Raw genomic sequence first — 15,274 nt, 5'->3', positions numbered from 1 at the left:
ATAAGCTGACGCGCCCCGGCACTAGGCCTTGCGGCGGCGCGCGATGGCAATACCACCCAGTGCCGTAAGCAACAGCATCCCACCCGCCGGAAGCGGCACAGGTGCGGTCACATCCTTGGGCGTGAGCGCAATGCCATCAATCGACAAATAGGAATTCGCCGCATCCGTGAGACCAAAGCTCAGCACATGAGAGGTGCTTGTCGCCATGAAGGTGATGGATTGAGCATACCAGTTTTCATCGAGGCTAAGGACGTCCGACATCCCGACCATCGTTCCATCCAGAGATGCGGTCACGGCATTATCAGCGAGATAGCCGGGGCCGGTTTCCGCGCCAAAATTGCCCGCGAAGAAGGTCAGGTCATAGGATTGCCCAATCACGAAATCATTGATCGTTTGACCAAAGATCTCCTGAAATGCGCCTGTCCCGCTTGCAATACCAACCCAGGTACCGCCGTCATCGGACGGGCCGACAGGGGCCACACCAAAGGGGGTCCCGGCACCAACGTTGTTGTTCTCATCCATGGTATCGGGTGAACCGCCCAAGGTCGTCCACCCGACCGGGACGCCGCCGTTGGAGATTGGTCCCGTCAGCGATCCGTTCACAAGCGTCGCAGCGGAGGCAGCAGCCCCCATGGAGACAGCTGCGACAGCGGCCGCAACAAAAATACGAAATGTCATGTTATATGCCTTTCAAACAAATGTAACACCTCGAGAACTCTGATTTGCAATGCCCATTTCGCAAGTTTTGCAGCACACCAGCGCGCATACCCCGGACCAAAAACTTTCCGGGAGCGTATCGCGCTCGCACAGTTTGGTAAGCACATCCGCGCGCCCGCGCCCCGTGTCGCAATCCGGCCAGCACGCCTCGTTGATGTGCGGAAAGATAAACGCAAAGGAGCTCGCGATGCCCATATCTCCCCTGCCCGACCCCGCTGCCTTCCGGAACACAGGATGGGCGCTGGCAGGCCGAATTCAGGCAACCACTTTGGACAGACTGCGCAACGTATGTGACCGCCTGTTGCACACGCCCCCGGAGGCCGGTCGCAGCCTGTCGCTGGGCGACAATCGCCGCTTTCTCGCCCATGCCCACCTGCACGATGAGGACTTGCGCACCGTGGTGCTTGGGCCCGAACTCAAAGCAGTGGCCACGCATTTTCTGGGCGCCGCCCCCTACCTCTTCAATGAGCAATTCGTGGTGAAAGGCCCAAAGACAGGCGCGCCGTTCGCCTGGCACCAGGACAGCGGCTATGTGGGCTTTGAGCACAAGCCCTATCTCTCCGTCTGGATCGCACTGGATGACACCACGCTGGAGAATGGCCCCATCTATCTCCTGCCCCGCGATCTGGATCGCGAAACCCATGTCGAGCCCCATGTCTGGGATGAGGCCGCAAAGGAACGGGTGGGATACACCGGAGCAGAGCCAGGCCAGCCCGCGCTCATGTCCGCCGGTGGAATCGTGGTCTTCTCCTCACTCACGCTGCACCGCTCCTCGGCCAATACCTCCGATGCCCCGCGCCGCGCCTATCTCGCACAATACTCGACTGAGCCGATCCTTGATCCAACAACCGGCAGACCAAAGAGCTTTGCCACCCCGCTGTGAAAGGCCCCGCTTCTTTTGTCTCAAAATACCTCGGGGGAGACGCACCGCTCAGGTGCGGCGGGGGCTGGCCCCCAAACCCCGCCTGCCAAGTCTCAAAACGGTTTCACGACCACCAACCACAGAATGGCAATCGCGCCAAACACGCTGACTTCATTGAACACGCGCAGCCAACGATCCGAATAGGGGAACTCTCCCCGTTGCGCCGCGCGCACGAGGCGTCCGGTAAAGAGATAATGGGCCAGAAGTGCCAAAACCGCCGCCAGCTTGACCAGAACCCAGACCGGAAAGCCCCAATCCCATGCGAGCCATAGCCCCGTCAAAAAGGCAATAACCGATAATCCCGCCGAGAACCTATAGAGCCGGAAGGTCAGATCTCCCAGCGGTCCGTTCTCGCCCAACCGCTCGTATTCGCGGCGCCAGAAGATGATGGCGCGGGGCACGGCGAAGATCGAGGTCATCCAGCCCATGACGCACAGAATGTGTATGATTTTGATCCAGTCCATGATGCGCACCCTGCGCGGCCCGCATCCGGGATGCAAGACCACGCAGCTGTGGCCGGTCACCGCAGGCGGCACCGGCTTTCACACTCTGGCAGATCTTCAAAAAAGGATGACGGCGCCGTCATTCTGGCAATGGAAGTGACATATGACCCGAGCCGCGCACCCCCGGGAGGTGGGGGCCGCCTGGATGTCAGCCACGCAGGTTGTTCGCGTGGTCCCGTGTGCCGTTGCTTAAGCCTGCGTACCTTAGCAAAAGATGTCTTAACGGTGCGGAACCAGAGCGTGCGCCCGCTGCGCAACGGGCTTTGCTCGGGTACGCTAAGGGGATGAGGTCCTTGGCCCTCAAGACATGCCCAGCGCTTCTTTATACATATCGAGGACCGCTTCTTCCTCGGCGATGTCATCCGGCTCGCGTTTGCGCAGCGCAATCACCTTGCGCATGACCTTCGTGTCATAGCCACGGGCCTTGGCCTCGGCCATGACCTCTTTTTGTTGCTCGGCAATGTCTTTCTTCTCCGCCTCCAGACGTTCGAACCGCTCGATGAACTGGCGCAGCTCATCGGCTGTCACACGGTAGCTGTCGGGCTTGGAATCTTCGAGGTCTGTCACGTCCATGGCGGGGCTCCTTGCGTTGGACCCTCCGCTTAGCTTTTCGCGTCAGAGCCCGCAAGAGGGCCTGGAGCGGTTGCGCGCCTGTGCAAGCCCGGGGTTGCGGGCCGGCGCATGACTTGATAGCGCCACCGCATCACATCAGGGAGAGAGACACAGATGGAGATCATGATCTGGGCTGGCGCCATGCTGTCGCTTCTGGGGCTGTTGGGTCTTGTCTGGTGCATCGTGGCCGTGGCGCGGGCGAAACGCGCAAAACTGCCCGATGATGAGCTGCGCGCTGTGTTGCAACGGGTCATGCCGCGTAACCTGGCGGCGCTCTTTTTGTCTGTCATCGGGCTGATGCTGGTCATCCTTGGTATCTTTTTGGGCGGCTAAGCAGCGCCTCAAATCCGCGCCAACCGGCGCCAGACGTGGCCAGAGCGCTGAGCGCGGGATCCGCAGGAAACAATCCCTCATAAGTCTGGCCAAACCGGGCGATGTCACGCTCCAGCGCAACAAATCCCGCAGCCTCGCTCATATGCATTGGCCCGCCCGACCAGCGCGCATATCCCAAGGCCTGCACCGCCAGCACATCGAGATCCGACGCCCGCGCCAAAACACCCTTGCGCAAAAGCGCCATGCCTTGCGCCGCCATGCCCGACCGCATGGCCCGCAAGATGTCTTCCTCCGGCATCGGCCCTGCGAGCGATGCACTGGCCTCCGGCAGGGCCCATCCCATGCCCGTTTGCTCCACAATCCGGTTGAGCTGGGCCTTGGTGGCTCCCGCGCTCAGCAGGGCCCCGGCCAGGGCATGCTGATAGGCCTTCAGGCGCGGCGCGACCGGGGTCACATCCCGCACGGCCACGCCCACACGCCCCAGCTTTCGCATCAGGGCCATCAATGTGGCGACCCCCTCGGGCGCAGAGGCCTCGGACCACAGAATTTCCGCCAGATCATGCTCTGGCTCCAGATGCAGCCCCACCAGCGGGCTGTCATCCACGAGCGAATGCAAACCCGTGGTCACAAGATAGGTCTGCGCCCCGGCGTAGGGGCCTGCATCAGACAGCATCCGCGCCTCTTCCGGGCCGCAGCCGATGATGATCTCACAGCCCGACAGGACCTCGCCGCGCTTGGACGGGACAAAGCGCGCCAAGCGCGCATCCCGGGCTTTTGGGGACAATCGCCCGGCCTCCACGGCCCGGTCCAGGGCTGTCACCAGAGCATCATTCAAGGTGGCCGCGCTCACGGCACTGGGCGCAAAACAGGCTACAGCCAGCCCCGCCTCGAGCGCAGCCGCCGTGAGCGCCATGGCATGAATGCCGCTTCCCGCGATACCCAGTTGCACAACGGTGCTGCCCGCACCAACCGGCGCCTTGGCGGCGCGGCGATCCGCGAAGAACATATGCTGAAGCGCGCGCGCCTCACGGGTGGTGTTGCACGCTTCAAAAGCTGCGGTCTCGTAGTCCAGCCCCGCCTCCAACGGCAACAAGAGCGCCGCTTCCACAGCATTGACGATTTCCCGCCGTGCGCGCACCGGCGCATCCGCCACCGCCTCTTTTTGACGCGCGATTTCGGCCATGAATTTGCCCGGCTGCGCCAGCCCCACCGTCGCCTCGGCCGTGGGCCGTGGCTTTGCTCCTGCGCGCAGCAGATCTTGCGCGAAATGAATGGCCGCCTGATCCACATCCTGCGCGACCACCAGATCGACGTAGGGTTTGGCCAAAGCGCTCTCCACGGCAATGGATTCGCCGCTTTGCATGAGCGCCAGCGCATTGCCTGCGCCGGCCAGACGGGGCGCGCGCTGCGTGCCCCCGGCCCCCGGCAGAATGCCCAGCTTGATTTCGGGAAAGCCCAACCGCGTCCCACTTTGCGCCACCCGGTAATGCGCGCCCAATGCCAATTCGAACCCGCCGCCCAGAACGGTCCCGTGCAGGGCCGCAACGACGGGTTTGGCGCATTGCTCGAGCCGTGTGCACAAGGCGCTCAATCCAGGCTCCTTGGGGGATTGCGTGAATTCGGAAATATCTGCGCCCGCAGGGAAGGTGCGCCCCTGCGCTGTCAGGACCACTGCCTCGACATGGGGATCGGCATCCGCCGCCTCAATGGCTTGCCAAAGCGCCGCCCGCACCTCCTGCGACAGCGCATTGACCGGCGGATTGGAAATACAGAGGACGACGACCGCCCCCTCACGTCTCAATGAAAGTCTTTTGTCCGACATCGCCCTCGCCCTTCACCGCAACTAGAGCGCAGGGCACGCGGGCGTGCAAGATGTCAGACGGGCATATTGTCGAACTGGTCCTCAATCGCATCATCCGCGAGAGGTGTGACCGGTTTTTGCCTGCGCGCCGTCGCCCCGCGCGATGCCGTGATCAAGACCTGATCCAGTCGTGCGAAAAGCGCCGCGCGCTCGGACTCAGATGCTTGCACCAATCGATCACGCAATACGTTGATCCGCTGTTCTTCGTGGTCCCGTAACATCCCATGATCCTCCCGCTTGATCACATCACACCCATGTTGATGATGTGGGAGTGTAACAGGTTTTTTGCAACCTGTCGTTGCATAGCGACCCAAAATGTCGCATCCGCCAAAAAAAGCGCCAAATTAATATATTCAGATATCTTGCAACGTTTGCCGCGGCCCATGATATTTGCGCCCAACTGGCGCAGGAGACGAAGATGACAGACACGATCAGCCCCAAGATCAAGGCATTCTTTGATACAGCCACGAATACGGTCAGCTATGTCGTGCAGGACCCCGAAGGCCGCGCCGCTGCGATCATCGATTCCGTTCTGGATTTCGACTACGCCTCCGGGCGCACCGACACGGCATCGGCTGATGAGATCATCGCCTATGTGCGAGAAAATGAACTGCGCGTTGCGTGGATTTTGGAGACCCATGTCCATGCCGATCACCTCTCCGCCGCGCCCTATCTGCAAGAGCAGCTTGGCGGCAAGATCGGCATCGGCGATCAGATCACCGTGGTTCAGGACACCTTTGGCAAGGTCTTCAACGAAGGCACAGCATTTCAGCGCGATGGCTCTCAATTCGATCAGCTCTTTGTGGAGGGTGACCAGATTTACGTGGGCCAGATGCGGGTCGATGTATTGCACACGCCTGGGCATACGCCTGCGTGCATGACCTATGTGATCGGGGATGCCGCCTTCGTGGGGGATACGCTCTTCATGCCGGATTTCGGCACTGCACGCTGCGATTTTCCGGGGGGATCCTCGAAAGATCTCTACAACTCGATCCAGAAAATCCTCGATCTGCCAGATGAAACCCGGATTTTCGTGGGCCATGATTACAAGGCACCGGGACGGGAAGACTTTGCGTGGGAGAGCACCGTCGGCGCGCAGAAGGCGGCCAATGTCCATATCGGCGGCGGGCGTGCCGCAGAGGACTTCATCGCGATGCGCGACGCCAGAGATGCGACGCTTGGCATGCCCCGGCTGATTGTGCCATCGCTTCAGGTCAACATGCGCGCGGGTCACATGCCTGAACCCGATGCGGAAGGGGACGTCTTTCTGAAAGTTCCGGTGAACAAGTTATGATCGAAACGGATTGGATCTATGGTCTCGCGGGCGGATTGATGATCGGGCTCGCAGGCGCAATCTACCTTCTGGGCAACGGGCGGATCATGGGCGCATCGGGCCTGCTCGGCGGCATCGTCGATGGGACCGACAGGCGCGGCGAACGCTGGGCATTTCTGGGAGGTCTGATCGGCGTGCCAGCCCTCTGGGCACTAACGCTGGGCCCGTTTGACAGCCATGTGACCACGGCGCCGGGTCTGCTGATTGCCGCCGGGCTGCTCGTGGGGTTTGGGACACGTATCGCCAATGGCTGCACGTCCGGGCACGGGGTGTGCGGGATATCACGGCTGTCCGTACGGGGCATTGTGGCCACGTTGTTCTATCTTGGTGCAGGCTTCATGACGATGTACGCCGCGCGCCATCTCTGGGGATTGATCTGATGCGGTTGATGATTGCGCTGCTTGCAGGCGGCCTTTTCGGCACGGGCCTGCTTGTCTCCGGCATGACAGATACGCGCAAGGTTCAGGGCTGGCTTGATTTCTTTGGCAATTGGGACCCGACGCTCGCCTTTGTTCTGGGCGGCGCCATCCTTCCCATGGTGCTGGCCTGGCGGCTCACGCGTGGCCGCACACCGCTGACCTCAGACGCTTTCCCCGCGCCTGCGCCCGCGCAAATCGACGGGCATCTGGCTCTGGGATCGGTGTCCTTTGGCATGGGCTGGGCGCTGGTCGGGCTTTGCCCCGGCCCGGCTTTGGCTGTTCTGCTGTGGGGCGGTGCGCCGGTTTGGCTCTTTTTTGTGGCCATGGTTGGTGGCATGATCGCAGCACATGCCGTGACGCGCGGGCCTCTCGCACGCCGCATGGCCCAATAGGAGTTTTTCATGACGCCCCGCCATATCGCTGATGCCTATCACGTCTCGCCCCAGATTAGTCTCGATGATGTGGCCCGCGCGCGCGACGCCGGGTTTCGGACGATCATTTGCAACCGGCCGGACGAGGAAATACCGGCCGATCTGCATGCGGACGCCATGCAGGCAGCGGTTGAGGCAGAAGGCATGACGTTTCACCGTTTGCCGTTCAACCATATGACGCTGGACCGTGAGACCGTTGCGGCGCAACGCACTCTCGTCGAGACCTCAGAAGGACCGATCCTGGCCTATTGCGCTTCGGGCAACAGGTGCACCATCGTTTGGGCGTTGGGGCAGGCAGAAACCGGGGCGCGCAGCCCGTCTGAGCTTTTGGCGCTTGCGCGCACGGCGGGCTATGATCTCAGCGGCATGGCGGCGACTTTGGAGGCCCTGTCGGCACAAGCGAGCTCTCAGTAACCCTTGGTCATTGATTAGCATAGAGCTACGCGCGTATCGCTGATGGGAATGACGTTCAGGTAACGGCCACCCACAACTGTCTATTCGAAACTGGCATTCCCCAGATCATCGGGACTGGCCACTTCAAGGCTGGCACCGGGTTGCGCGGCATCGGCGGGCTCAGGCGTCGCAGCCATGGCCTCGTCGAAATCCAGTGGCGGAAGATCGGGCAAATCGGGCACATCAAGGGGCGCGGCGCTGTTCCCGCCCTCTTGCAGCTTCTCGATAACATTGGGCAGAACAGGGACGAATTCATCGTCTCCCCCTCTGGCAGAGGCCATATCGGGCTGAGCGCCACGGGCCTGAATACGCACAGCGCGCGCACCAGAGACCTGTCCCAAACGGCAATGCGCCAACACACGCCCGTCGCCGCTGCGCAGCTCCACTTTAAAGAGGCTTTGTGTGTCCAGCGGGATCGTATCCCCATCTTTCAGGGCGGTAATCTGGGCCACCGACATCTTGATGCGCGGCATGCAGGCCGTGAGATTTGCGCTGACCAGGGCGAGCGAATCCGCATGCGCGCCCGGTGTTGTATTTTTCTCTTCCGGTTCAGGCTTGGGCGCGGGAACGATGTCGGGCATGCACAGGCTCAAAGTGCCCCGCCGCAGACCGGCCGCAACATCAATGTCGAAGATGAGGAAGTGAAACTCCTGCCCCTCCAGCGCCAGAGCCAACGTGCGCCTGTTCTCGACCATCGCGCCAAATCGGTACCCCATCAGCCACGCCGTTGATGTATCGTCATGGGCGGCCACATCGCCAGAGGAGCCGGACAAGGTCAGGTCAAGACGCTCCATCATCATATCGATCAAGGGCGCAAACAAGGCCGCATCCGTGGGCGTCACCGCGCGGGCCGGTGGCTCACGATCCGTGACCTTTCCGATGGTTTGAACTTCCGTCACAGAGGTCCGCAAGGCTCGATCGGCGCTCGCGGCGCTCAACGCACCATCGGGCCCGTCAAGGAGCATCAACATGTCCTCATCAGCAAACCGATCCCGAATGTCCTCGTAGGTGATAATTTCATGGCGGATGGAATTGACCGTCAGCGGCAATTCCCACAAATCCCCTGCAGCGCGCGCCATCGCCAGACGCAACGCCCGCGTCGGAGAGAGACCCTCGGCTTCCCGCGCGCGGTGGCCCACATGGGCTTTCCGGCGCAGCGCATTCTTCTCAGCAGGCTCTCCCATAGGCGCGTTAAAATCCCCTCAATGAAACGTGATACCGGCAGTTATCGGAGGATTTGGTTACCAAGCCCTTTATGGCGGTCAGGAATTCACGCCGCCAGCGCCTGACGCGGCAGGATCAACCGGAAATGCGCGCCGCCATCGCTGGGAATATAAGTGATTTCACCGCCCAGACGCATCATGATCTGCTTGCAGATCGAAAGACCCAGACCGGCCCCGCCTGCGCGTTGCGTATTCATGCGGGCGAACTTCTCGAAAATCAGATCGTGCGCCTCGGGCGCAATGCCGCCACCATTGTCAATGAAGTCGAGGGTGAGCCCTTGGGCGGTGTCTTTAACCTTGATTGTGAGCTCTGGCGTCTCGGCATCACAATATTTGCGCGCATTGGTCACCAGATTGATAAAGACCTGCCCGAGCCGGTCGAAATCCGTGCGCAATCCAATGGCTTCGGAGGCTTCATCGCGGTGCACGATAATGCCCCGCCCGTCCTCACCGGCTGCAGCGGTGGTCACGGCCTGGGTGATCGCCTCCGACAAAAGACCGTCGCGGATATTGAGATTGACCTGACCATTCTCCAGCACGCTGAGATCCAGCAGATCATCGAGCAGCCGTGTGAGCCGGATGGATTCGTCGTGAATGATGGAGGCATATTTCGCCGTGGCCTCGACCCCCAGTTCACCGCCATCGCGCAAGATCTCGGCAAAGGCGCGAATTGAGGTCATCGGCGTGCGCAATTCGTGGCTGATCTGGCTCAGGAAGGCATCTTTTTGCACCGACAACTTCGTCAACTTGGAGTTTGCGCGACGCAGTTCGGCGGCCGTAGCCTCAAGTTCCTGCGATTGTGCCGCCAAACGATCAGAATACTCGATAATTTGCGCCGTTTCATCGGCCACAGCCATCAAATCGCCAACCGAAATGGCCGAGCCGCCGACGATCTGGCCGATCATCGCATGGGCGGTGGCCGCGCCCACAGAGCCGGACAATTCCCGTTCCAAACGATCGAGAAACTCGGGCGTGGGCTCAGGCAGCGCGCCGGGCGCGGCGGGCCTGCCGCTTTGTGCGGCGGCTTCATCGCGAAAGAGCTGAATGGCCTCATTGGGCCCCAGAATACGCTGCGCCATGATCATCAGATCCTCGCTTTGCGCAGTCCCTGCGGACCAAGGCCGGGGGCCTGCCGAATGCTCGAACACATTGACGAATTGTGCGCCTTGCAGCCGCTCCAGCGGCGTCGGGATCGTCACAAGCGAGCCCAGAACGAAGGCCGCCGTATTCAGCAACATCGACCACATGACCGCATGCACCAGTGGATCCAGCCCGGTGATCCCGAAGAGCGCCTGCGGGCGCAGCATCGCGATGCCAAATGGCCCCTCGGCCATCATCTTGGCGGAAAAGACCAGATCGGTTCCCAGGCTTGGCAGAAAGAACGTGTAGCCCCAGATCGCGAACCCCACCGTCAGGCCCAGAAATGCGCCATTGCGGTTGGCGGCGCGCCAGAAGAGGCCGCCAATGAGAACGGGCAAGACCTGCGCGATCCCGGCAAAGGAGACCAGCCCGATCGCCGCCAGCGCCGTGCCGCCTTCGGAGAGCGCGTAGTAGAGATAACCCAGCATCACCACCGCCGCGACAGAGAAGCGCCGCGCCATCAGCACGACATCGCGCACATCTCCTGAGACCGACGGGCCCGAGCCCGTGGCGCGTAGCCAGATGGGCATGACGATGTGGTTGGACACCATGGTAGAGAGTGCGAGCGAGGCAACGATGACCATGGATGTGGCAGACGAAAACCCTCCCAGAAAGGACAAGATCGCCAGACCGTCCTGTCCCTGGCTGAGGGGGAGCGTGAGGACGAAGAGATCGGGGTTGGCCCCGTCCGGCATGATGTCGAGCCCGACCACCGCGATGGGCACGACAAAGAGCGAGATCAGCAGAAGGTAGGCGGGAAAGGCCCAGGAAGCCGTGCGCAGATGCTGCTCATCGGCATTCTCGACGACCATGACCTGAAACATGCGCGGCAGGCAGATAAACGCAGCTGCAGACAGGAAAATCAGCGCAGACCAGCGCCCCCCTTCGACCTCCCATGTTGCGAGTCGCGAGGCATCGATGCGCTCCAGCACATGCCCCACCCCGTGAGACAGCCCCCAAACCACGAACGCACCAACGGCCAGAAGCGCCAACAGTTTGACCACGGCCTCCAGCGCAATCGCGATGACGACACCGTGGTGGCGCTCATTCACATCGAGATTGCGTGTGCCGAACAGGATCGTGAAGACGGCCAGACCGCAGGCGACCCAAAAGGCAGAGGCGCGTCCGCTTTGCGCATCTTGCGCGAGCGTAAAGGCCTCAAAGGACAAGGTCACCGACTGCAATTGCAGCGCGATATACGGCGTTGTGCCGACCACGGCGAGGATCGTGACCCCTACCGCGAGAATGTTGGACTTTCCAAAACGCGCAGAGATCAGATCGGCAATGGAGGTGATGCGCTGCGTGCGCCCGATGCGCACCAGTTTGCGCAAGGTCCACCACCAGCCGACCATGACAAGCGTCGGGCCGAGGTAAATCGTGAGATATTCGAGGCCGGACCGCGCCGCGTATCCCACGGCGCCATAAAAGGTCCAGGCGGTGCAGTAGATCGAGAGCGAGAGCGTGTAGATAAACGAAGAACGCATCCAGCGTTGCTGACCCCGCCGGGCGGCACGTTCTGCGGCAAAGGCCACGCCGAACAGGAAAAGCGCATAGGCCATGCAGGCCAGCACCAGAAGGTTGAGCGCACTCACCTGTCGGTCTCGCTATCTCGCTCCGCACTGGGTCGAAGCGGTGGCCGCGTGTCAGACAGGCGCGTCTCCCGCAACCCGCGGGACAGGCCGAAGGTGATCGCAACCAAGAGCCCCCAGACGCCGAAGATATAGAGCCCGACGCGAGAGGTGCGCGGCGCGGCCTCCGCGGCGCCATCGCCCCCGTTCAGCGTCAAAAGCAGAGGAATGAGCAACAGGATCAACCCGGCCAGAGGCATCAGCCGCGCAGCATCGCCCATCCGGCGACGTCGGTAATTGGCGCGATGCAAAAAACGGTTGGGCAAGGTGCTCATGGCGCGGCAAGCTCGCGCACCGCCTCCAGAATTTCGGCGTTGGAAAACGGTTTGGTCATGAATTTGCTGGCCCCGGCCGCCTCCGCTTCCGCCCGGTCACGGGAATGACCCCGCGCGGTCAGCATCAGGACAGGCAGGTTTTCCCAGCGCGCATCAGAGCGCAGATCGCGCAGGATCTCGACACCGGAGCGCCCCGGCAGCATCAGATCGAGGATCAGCAGATCAGGGTTGCGATGTGTCACCGCATCGAGCGCGTCATGACCGTTGGAATGGGTGAAAACTTCCCAACCATCGCGCGACAGGAAGAAGCTGACGGCTTCAATGATATTCGGCTCGTCTTCGACGACGAGAACGCGCTTCGCCATGTCGTCCCTCCCGGCCCGGCTGGTTTGCTCTTGGCCCTGCCTACGTTATCGGCAAAAGCCTGTCCTTTGTCAAAAGGTTGCCGCGAGAATCGACGGCTCGCGCCGCGCCGCGCAGGCGCCACGGGCACAGATCCGGCACGAGACGCCGATGGGCCTGAGATCCTGCGCTTTCTCAGACGCGATCGGGCGGATCAGCATGGCGGCTTCAAACCGGGGCATGGGCCCCATGTCCACAGGTTCGGCGATGGAGATCGTCTCGAAGCCGCGGGCCTCGCGCGCCGATTGCTCCACGTTGAGAAAAATCGGCTGCGCCGGACGAGAGAGGGCTGCAAAAAGCGGCCACAGCGGACAGGCCGCGCCAAAGCGGGGCAGCGGGAAATGATCGGTCGGACGCCGGAAGAGCAAGGTGCCCGAGGCATCTGAAATCACCAGCCCCACCTGCTCGGCCTTGCTGGCCGCGGGAAGCGTGGCCAGCCGCAGCATGGCATGGGACAACGAGGTGTTGAAGGCTCGGGCCAGCGCGATGACATCGCCTCCATGTGCCGCGATATGCTCGAGCACCGGGGTCAGAGGCAGGCTCTGCGCCATGAGGTCGTACCGCCGCATCTGCGCGCGCGCCATGTCTTGCGCGGATTGGGAGACCAGAAGGGCAGAGTTGGCGATGATGTCGTCAAACACCGCCTCAGCCACAGCGGGCTCGGCATCAGGCCTTGCGGTCCCGGCGCGCTCTTCCAAAGCAGCCAAATGATAGCCCTGAGCAGACAGGAAGCTCTCCACCTCTTCTTGCGGCGTGCCCGGGGCGGCCAGCGTGTCATCGGCCTCCAGATAGCGGACAAGAGAGGTCGAACTATCAGCCAGCCGCGCGGCATCCTCGTTGATATTTCGATGAAACCGGGCGCGCCACTCTGCCTCAATGTCCGGCGATTCCGCGAGGATCCCGGCGGTGGAGCGGATCGCCGTGACCATCGAGAGCATCTCGTGCAGCGAGGTTGCCAGATGCGGATCATGGGTGAGCCGGTCATTCAGGCTCTCAACGGTTTGCTCCAGTGACAAAAGTTGCCCCTGCAACCCCGCCACAACGGCAGCCCAGCCGGGGAAGCGGCCCGCAAATTCGTCAATCCGGTCCAACTCGATCTCGAGATCAGGCATGCGCGCCGCCGCCTCACGCAGAGCGGCAATCAGCGAGCTTTCAGCGCCTTCGGTGAGCAGGGCAGGCTCGACATCCAGCACGCGCGCAATGGAGAGCAAAAGTTTGCCGCCGATTCTGCGGCGGTTGTGCTCGATCAGATTGAGGTAGGAGGCAGAAATACCGGCCCGCTCCGCCAAATCGGATTGCTTCATGTCGCGCGCCGTGCGCCGTTCGCGAATACGCGTGCCTGTCAGAATGTCGCGCCCCAAGCGTTAATCCTTTGCTCATTCAAGGCGATGCCGCATTGCGGCGAGAACTTTTTTACAAATGCCACAAATGCACTGTCTATTTGTTTACAAAATAAGTGAGCAAATCAAGGCGTTTGTTGAATGCTTTTCATATCCTCCGATAATTGACCTGCACCATTGCGTGCAGTGCATAGCCGGTTTGAGGAGACCGCTATCACGTTTCACTTTCGGGAGGTAATCCATGACAAAATCCAACTTCACCCGCCGTGGTGTGCTCAAGACGGGCGCTGTTGCCGGCGCAGGTCTTGCAGTGCCGACATATCTGTCCGCGGCAGGCCATTCCGGCTTCACCAATGCGCCGCAGGGCAGCACGGTCACGCTGGGCTTCAACGTCCCCCAGACCGGCGCTTACGCGGACGAAGGTGCGGACGAGCTGCGCGCCTATGAGCTCGCGGTCGAGCACCTCAACGGTGGTGGCGATGGCGGGATGATGAACACATTCTCGTCCAAGGCGCTCCAGGGGAACGGTATCCTCGGCAAAAAAGTCGAATACGTCACAGGCGACACGCAGACGAAATCGGATGCGGCGCGCGCCTCGGCGAAATCCATGATCGAAAAAGACGGCGCCGTGATGATCACGGGCGGCTCGTCCTCCGGCGTGGCTGTTGCTGTGCAAGCGCTCTGCCAAGAGGCTGGCGTCATCTTCATGGCGGGTCTGACCCACTCCAACGACACCACAGGCAAGGACAAGAAGGCCAACGGTTTCCGTCACTTCTTCAACTCCTACATGACAGGTGCCGCGCTGGCGCCGGTGCTGGCCAACAACTACGGCAAGGACCGCAAGGCCTACCACCTGACAGCGGATTACAACTGGGGTTACACCACAGAAGAAGCCGTGCGGACCTCCACAGAAGCCATGGGCTGGGAAACTGTCGGCACAGTTCTGACGCCGCTGACGCAAACGGACTTCTCGTCCTACATCGCGCCGGTTCTGCAATCGGATGCGGACGTGCTTGTGCTCAACCACTACGGCGGCAACATGGTCAACTCGCTGACCAACGCCGTTCAATTCGGCCTGCGCGACCGTGTCGCCAATGGCAAGAACTTCGAGATCGTTGTTCCGCTCTACTCCCGCCTGATGGCGAAGGGTGCGGGTGCCAACGTGAAGGGCATCTTCGGCTCCACGAACTGGCACTGGTCGCTGCAGGATGAGGGCTCCAAGGCCTTCGTGAAATCCTTCGGCACCAAGTACGGCTTCCCGCCGTCGCAGGCCGCGCACACGTGCTACGTGCAGGCCCTGCTCTATGCCGATGCCGTGGAACGTGCCGGCTCGTTCAACCCCTGTGCGGTTGGCGAAGCGCTCAAGGACTTCCAATTCGACGGCATGGGCAACGGCCCAACGCTCTATCGCGGCGAAGACCACCAGTGCTTCAAGGACGTGCTCGTCGTGAAGGGTAAAGAGAACCCGACATCCGAGTTCGACCTTCTCGAGATCGTTGAAGTGACGCCTGTTGAGCAGGTGACATATGACGCCTCCATCTTCGGTGGCGATCTGGGTGCCTGTAACCCCGGCGCATAAGTTACGCGCGTAGGGCGGGATCTCCCGCCCTACACCTCTCCCCCCCACAGTCCTGAGCCGCGTTGCGCCTTTGCTGCGCCGCTGGCCCATTTTTCCAAAGGTG

18 protein-coding genes are annotated in these 15,274 nt (G+C 61.6%); 8 read left to right on the top strand and 10 right to left on the bottom strand.

Annotated features, from left to right (window positions below; translation table 11 throughout):
* Window positions 1-21: 21 nt before the first annotated feature.
* The gene (locus tag ACP15S_RS03940; protein WP_425038272.1) at window positions 22-678 is read right to left on the bottom strand and encodes a VPLPA-CTERM sorting domain-containing protein; all 657 of its coding nucleotides are present in this window, start codon (window positions 676-678) and stop codon (window positions 22-24) included.
* Window positions 679-904: 226 nt separating this feature from the next.
* On the opposite strand from ACP15S_RS03940, the gene ACP15S_RS03935 reads away from it, so the two are divergent.
* Window positions 905-1,600 (top strand): phytanoyl-CoA dioxygenase family protein, encoded by a 696-nt coding sequence (locus ACP15S_RS03935; protein ID WP_425038271.1) that lies wholly within the window; start codon window positions 905-907, stop codon window positions 1,598-1,600.
* Window positions 1,601-1,692: 92 nt separating this feature from the next.
* On the opposite strand, the gene ACP15S_RS03930 is transcribed toward ACP15S_RS03935, so the two are convergent.
* Window positions 1,693-2,103 (bottom strand): CopD family protein, encoded by a 411-nt coding sequence (locus ACP15S_RS03930; RefSeq protein ID WP_425038270.1) that lies wholly within the window; start codon window positions 2,101-2,103, stop codon window positions 1,693-1,695.
* On the opposite strand from ACP15S_RS03930, the gene ACP15S_RS03925 reads away from it, so the two are divergent.
* Window positions 2,102-2,242 (top strand): hypothetical protein, encoded by a 141-nt coding sequence (locus tag ACP15S_RS03925; protein ID WP_425038269.1) that lies wholly within the window; start codon window positions 2,102-2,104, stop codon window positions 2,240-2,242. The genes ACP15S_RS03930 and ACP15S_RS03925 overlap by 2 nt on opposite strands.
* 200 nt (window positions 2,243-2,442) lie before the next feature.
* Here ACP15S_RS03925 and ACP15S_RS03920 read toward each other — a convergent pair whose 3' ends face one another.
* The gene (locus tag ACP15S_RS03920) at window positions 2,443-2,715 is read right to left on the bottom strand and encodes a DUF2312 domain-containing protein (RefSeq protein WP_425038268.1); all 273 of its coding nucleotides are present in this window, start codon (window positions 2,713-2,715) and stop codon (window positions 2,443-2,445) included.
* Between the two features lie 153 nt (window positions 2,716-2,868).
* On the opposite strand from ACP15S_RS03920, the gene ACP15S_RS03915 reads away from it, so the two are divergent.
* Complete coding sequence (locus ACP15S_RS03915) at window positions 2,869-3,087, top strand: hypothetical protein (protein WP_425038267.1); 219 nt, start codon at window positions 2,869-2,871, stop codon at window positions 3,085-3,087.
* Here the strand turns inward: ACP15S_RS03915 and ACP15S_RS03910 are convergent.
* Complete coding sequence (locus ACP15S_RS03910) at window positions 3,059-4,909, bottom strand: enoyl-CoA hydratase-related protein (RefSeq protein WP_425038266.1); 1,851 nt, start codon at window positions 4,907-4,909, stop codon at window positions 3,059-3,061. The two genes, ACP15S_RS03915 and ACP15S_RS03910, sit on opposite strands and share 29 nt — an antisense overlap.
* Window positions 4,910-4,962: 53 nt before the next feature.
* Complete coding sequence (locus ACP15S_RS03905) at window positions 4,963-5,169, bottom strand: hypothetical protein (RefSeq protein ID WP_425038265.1); 207 nt, start codon at window positions 5,167-5,169, stop codon at window positions 4,963-4,965.
* Between the two features lie 209 nt (window positions 5,170-5,378).
* On the opposite strand from ACP15S_RS03905, the gene ACP15S_RS03900 reads away from it, so the two are divergent.
* Genes ACP15S_RS03900 through ACP15S_RS03885 form a run of 4 tightly spaced genes read left to right on the top strand, consistent with a single transcriptional unit; the run spans window position 5,379 to window position 7,545 of the window.
* Entirely contained in the window at window positions 5,379-6,242 is an 864-nt protein-coding gene (locus tag ACP15S_RS03900; protein WP_425039647.1) for an MBL fold metallo-hydrolase, read from the top strand.
* Window positions 6,242-6,661 carry a YeeE/YedE family protein gene (locus ACP15S_RS03895; protein ID WP_425039646.1) on the top strand — a complete coding sequence of 140 codons (420 nt, stop codon included), beginning with the start codon at window positions 6,242-6,244 and terminating at the stop codon, window positions 6,659-6,661. The genes ACP15S_RS03900 and ACP15S_RS03895 overlap by 1 nt, the downstream gene beginning before the upstream one ends.
* Complete coding sequence (locus ACP15S_RS03890) at window positions 6,661-7,092, top strand: DUF6691 family protein (protein ID WP_425038264.1); 432 nt, start codon at window positions 6,661-6,663, stop codon at window positions 7,090-7,092. The genes ACP15S_RS03895 and ACP15S_RS03890 overlap by 1 nt, the downstream gene beginning before the upstream one ends.
* 9 nt (window positions 7,093-7,101) lie before the next feature.
* Window positions 7,102-7,545, top strand: coding sequence for a TIGR01244 family sulfur transferase (locus ACP15S_RS03885; protein WP_425038263.1), 444 nt, complete (start codon window positions 7,102-7,104; stop codon window positions 7,543-7,545).
* 80 nt (window positions 7,546-7,625) lie between these two features.
* Here the strand turns inward: ACP15S_RS03885 and ACP15S_RS03880 are convergent, their stop codons facing one another.
* The 5 genes from ACP15S_RS03880 to ACP15S_RS03860 all read right to left on the bottom strand — a co-directional run bounded on the left by ACP15S_RS03880 (window position 7,626) and on the right by ACP15S_RS03860 (window position 13,613).
* A complete protein-coding gene (locus ACP15S_RS03880; RefSeq protein WP_425038262.1) occupies window positions 7,626-8,768 on the bottom strand; it encodes a FliM/FliN family flagellar motor C-terminal domain-containing protein in 1,143 nt (380 codons plus the stop codon).
* 86 nt (window positions 8,769-8,854) lie between these two features.
* Entirely contained in the window at window positions 8,855-11,539 is a 2,685-nt protein-coding gene (locus tag ACP15S_RS03875; RefSeq protein WP_425038261.1) for an ATP-binding protein, read from the bottom strand.
* The gene (locus ACP15S_RS03870) at window positions 11,536-11,850 is read right to left on the bottom strand and encodes a hypothetical protein (RefSeq protein ID WP_425038260.1); all 315 of its coding nucleotides are present in this window, start codon (window positions 11,848-11,850) and stop codon (window positions 11,536-11,538) included. The genes ACP15S_RS03875 and ACP15S_RS03870 overlap by 4 nt, the downstream gene beginning before the upstream one ends.
* A complete protein-coding gene (locus ACP15S_RS03865; RefSeq protein WP_425038259.1) occupies window positions 11,847-12,215 on the bottom strand; it encodes a response regulator transcription factor in 369 nt (122 codons plus the stop codon). The genes ACP15S_RS03870 and ACP15S_RS03865 overlap by 4 nt, the downstream gene beginning before the upstream one ends.
* A gap of 69 nt (window positions 12,216-12,284) precedes the next feature.
* The gene (locus ACP15S_RS03860; protein WP_425038258.1) at window positions 12,285-13,613 is read right to left on the bottom strand and encodes a helix-turn-helix domain-containing protein; all 1,329 of its coding nucleotides are present in this window, start codon (window positions 13,611-13,613) and stop codon (window positions 12,285-12,287) included.
* A 220-nt stretch (window positions 13,614-13,833) separates the two neighbouring features.
* On the opposite strand from ACP15S_RS03860, the gene ACP15S_RS03855 reads away from it, so the two are divergent.
* Window positions 13,834-15,171 carry a substrate-binding protein gene (locus ACP15S_RS03855; RefSeq protein ID WP_425038257.1) on the top strand — a complete coding sequence of 446 codons (1,338 nt, stop codon included), beginning with the start codon at window positions 13,834-13,836 and terminating at the stop codon, window positions 15,169-15,171.
* Window positions 15,172-15,274: the final 103 nt, after the last annotated feature.

The organism is Primorskyibacter sp. S187A (assembly GCF_049800955.1).
GTDB lineage: Bacteria > Pseudomonadota > Alphaproteobacteria > Rhodobacterales > Rhodobacteraceae > JAKVBH01.
This window is presented reverse-complemented; position numbering and strand designations above follow the sequence as displayed.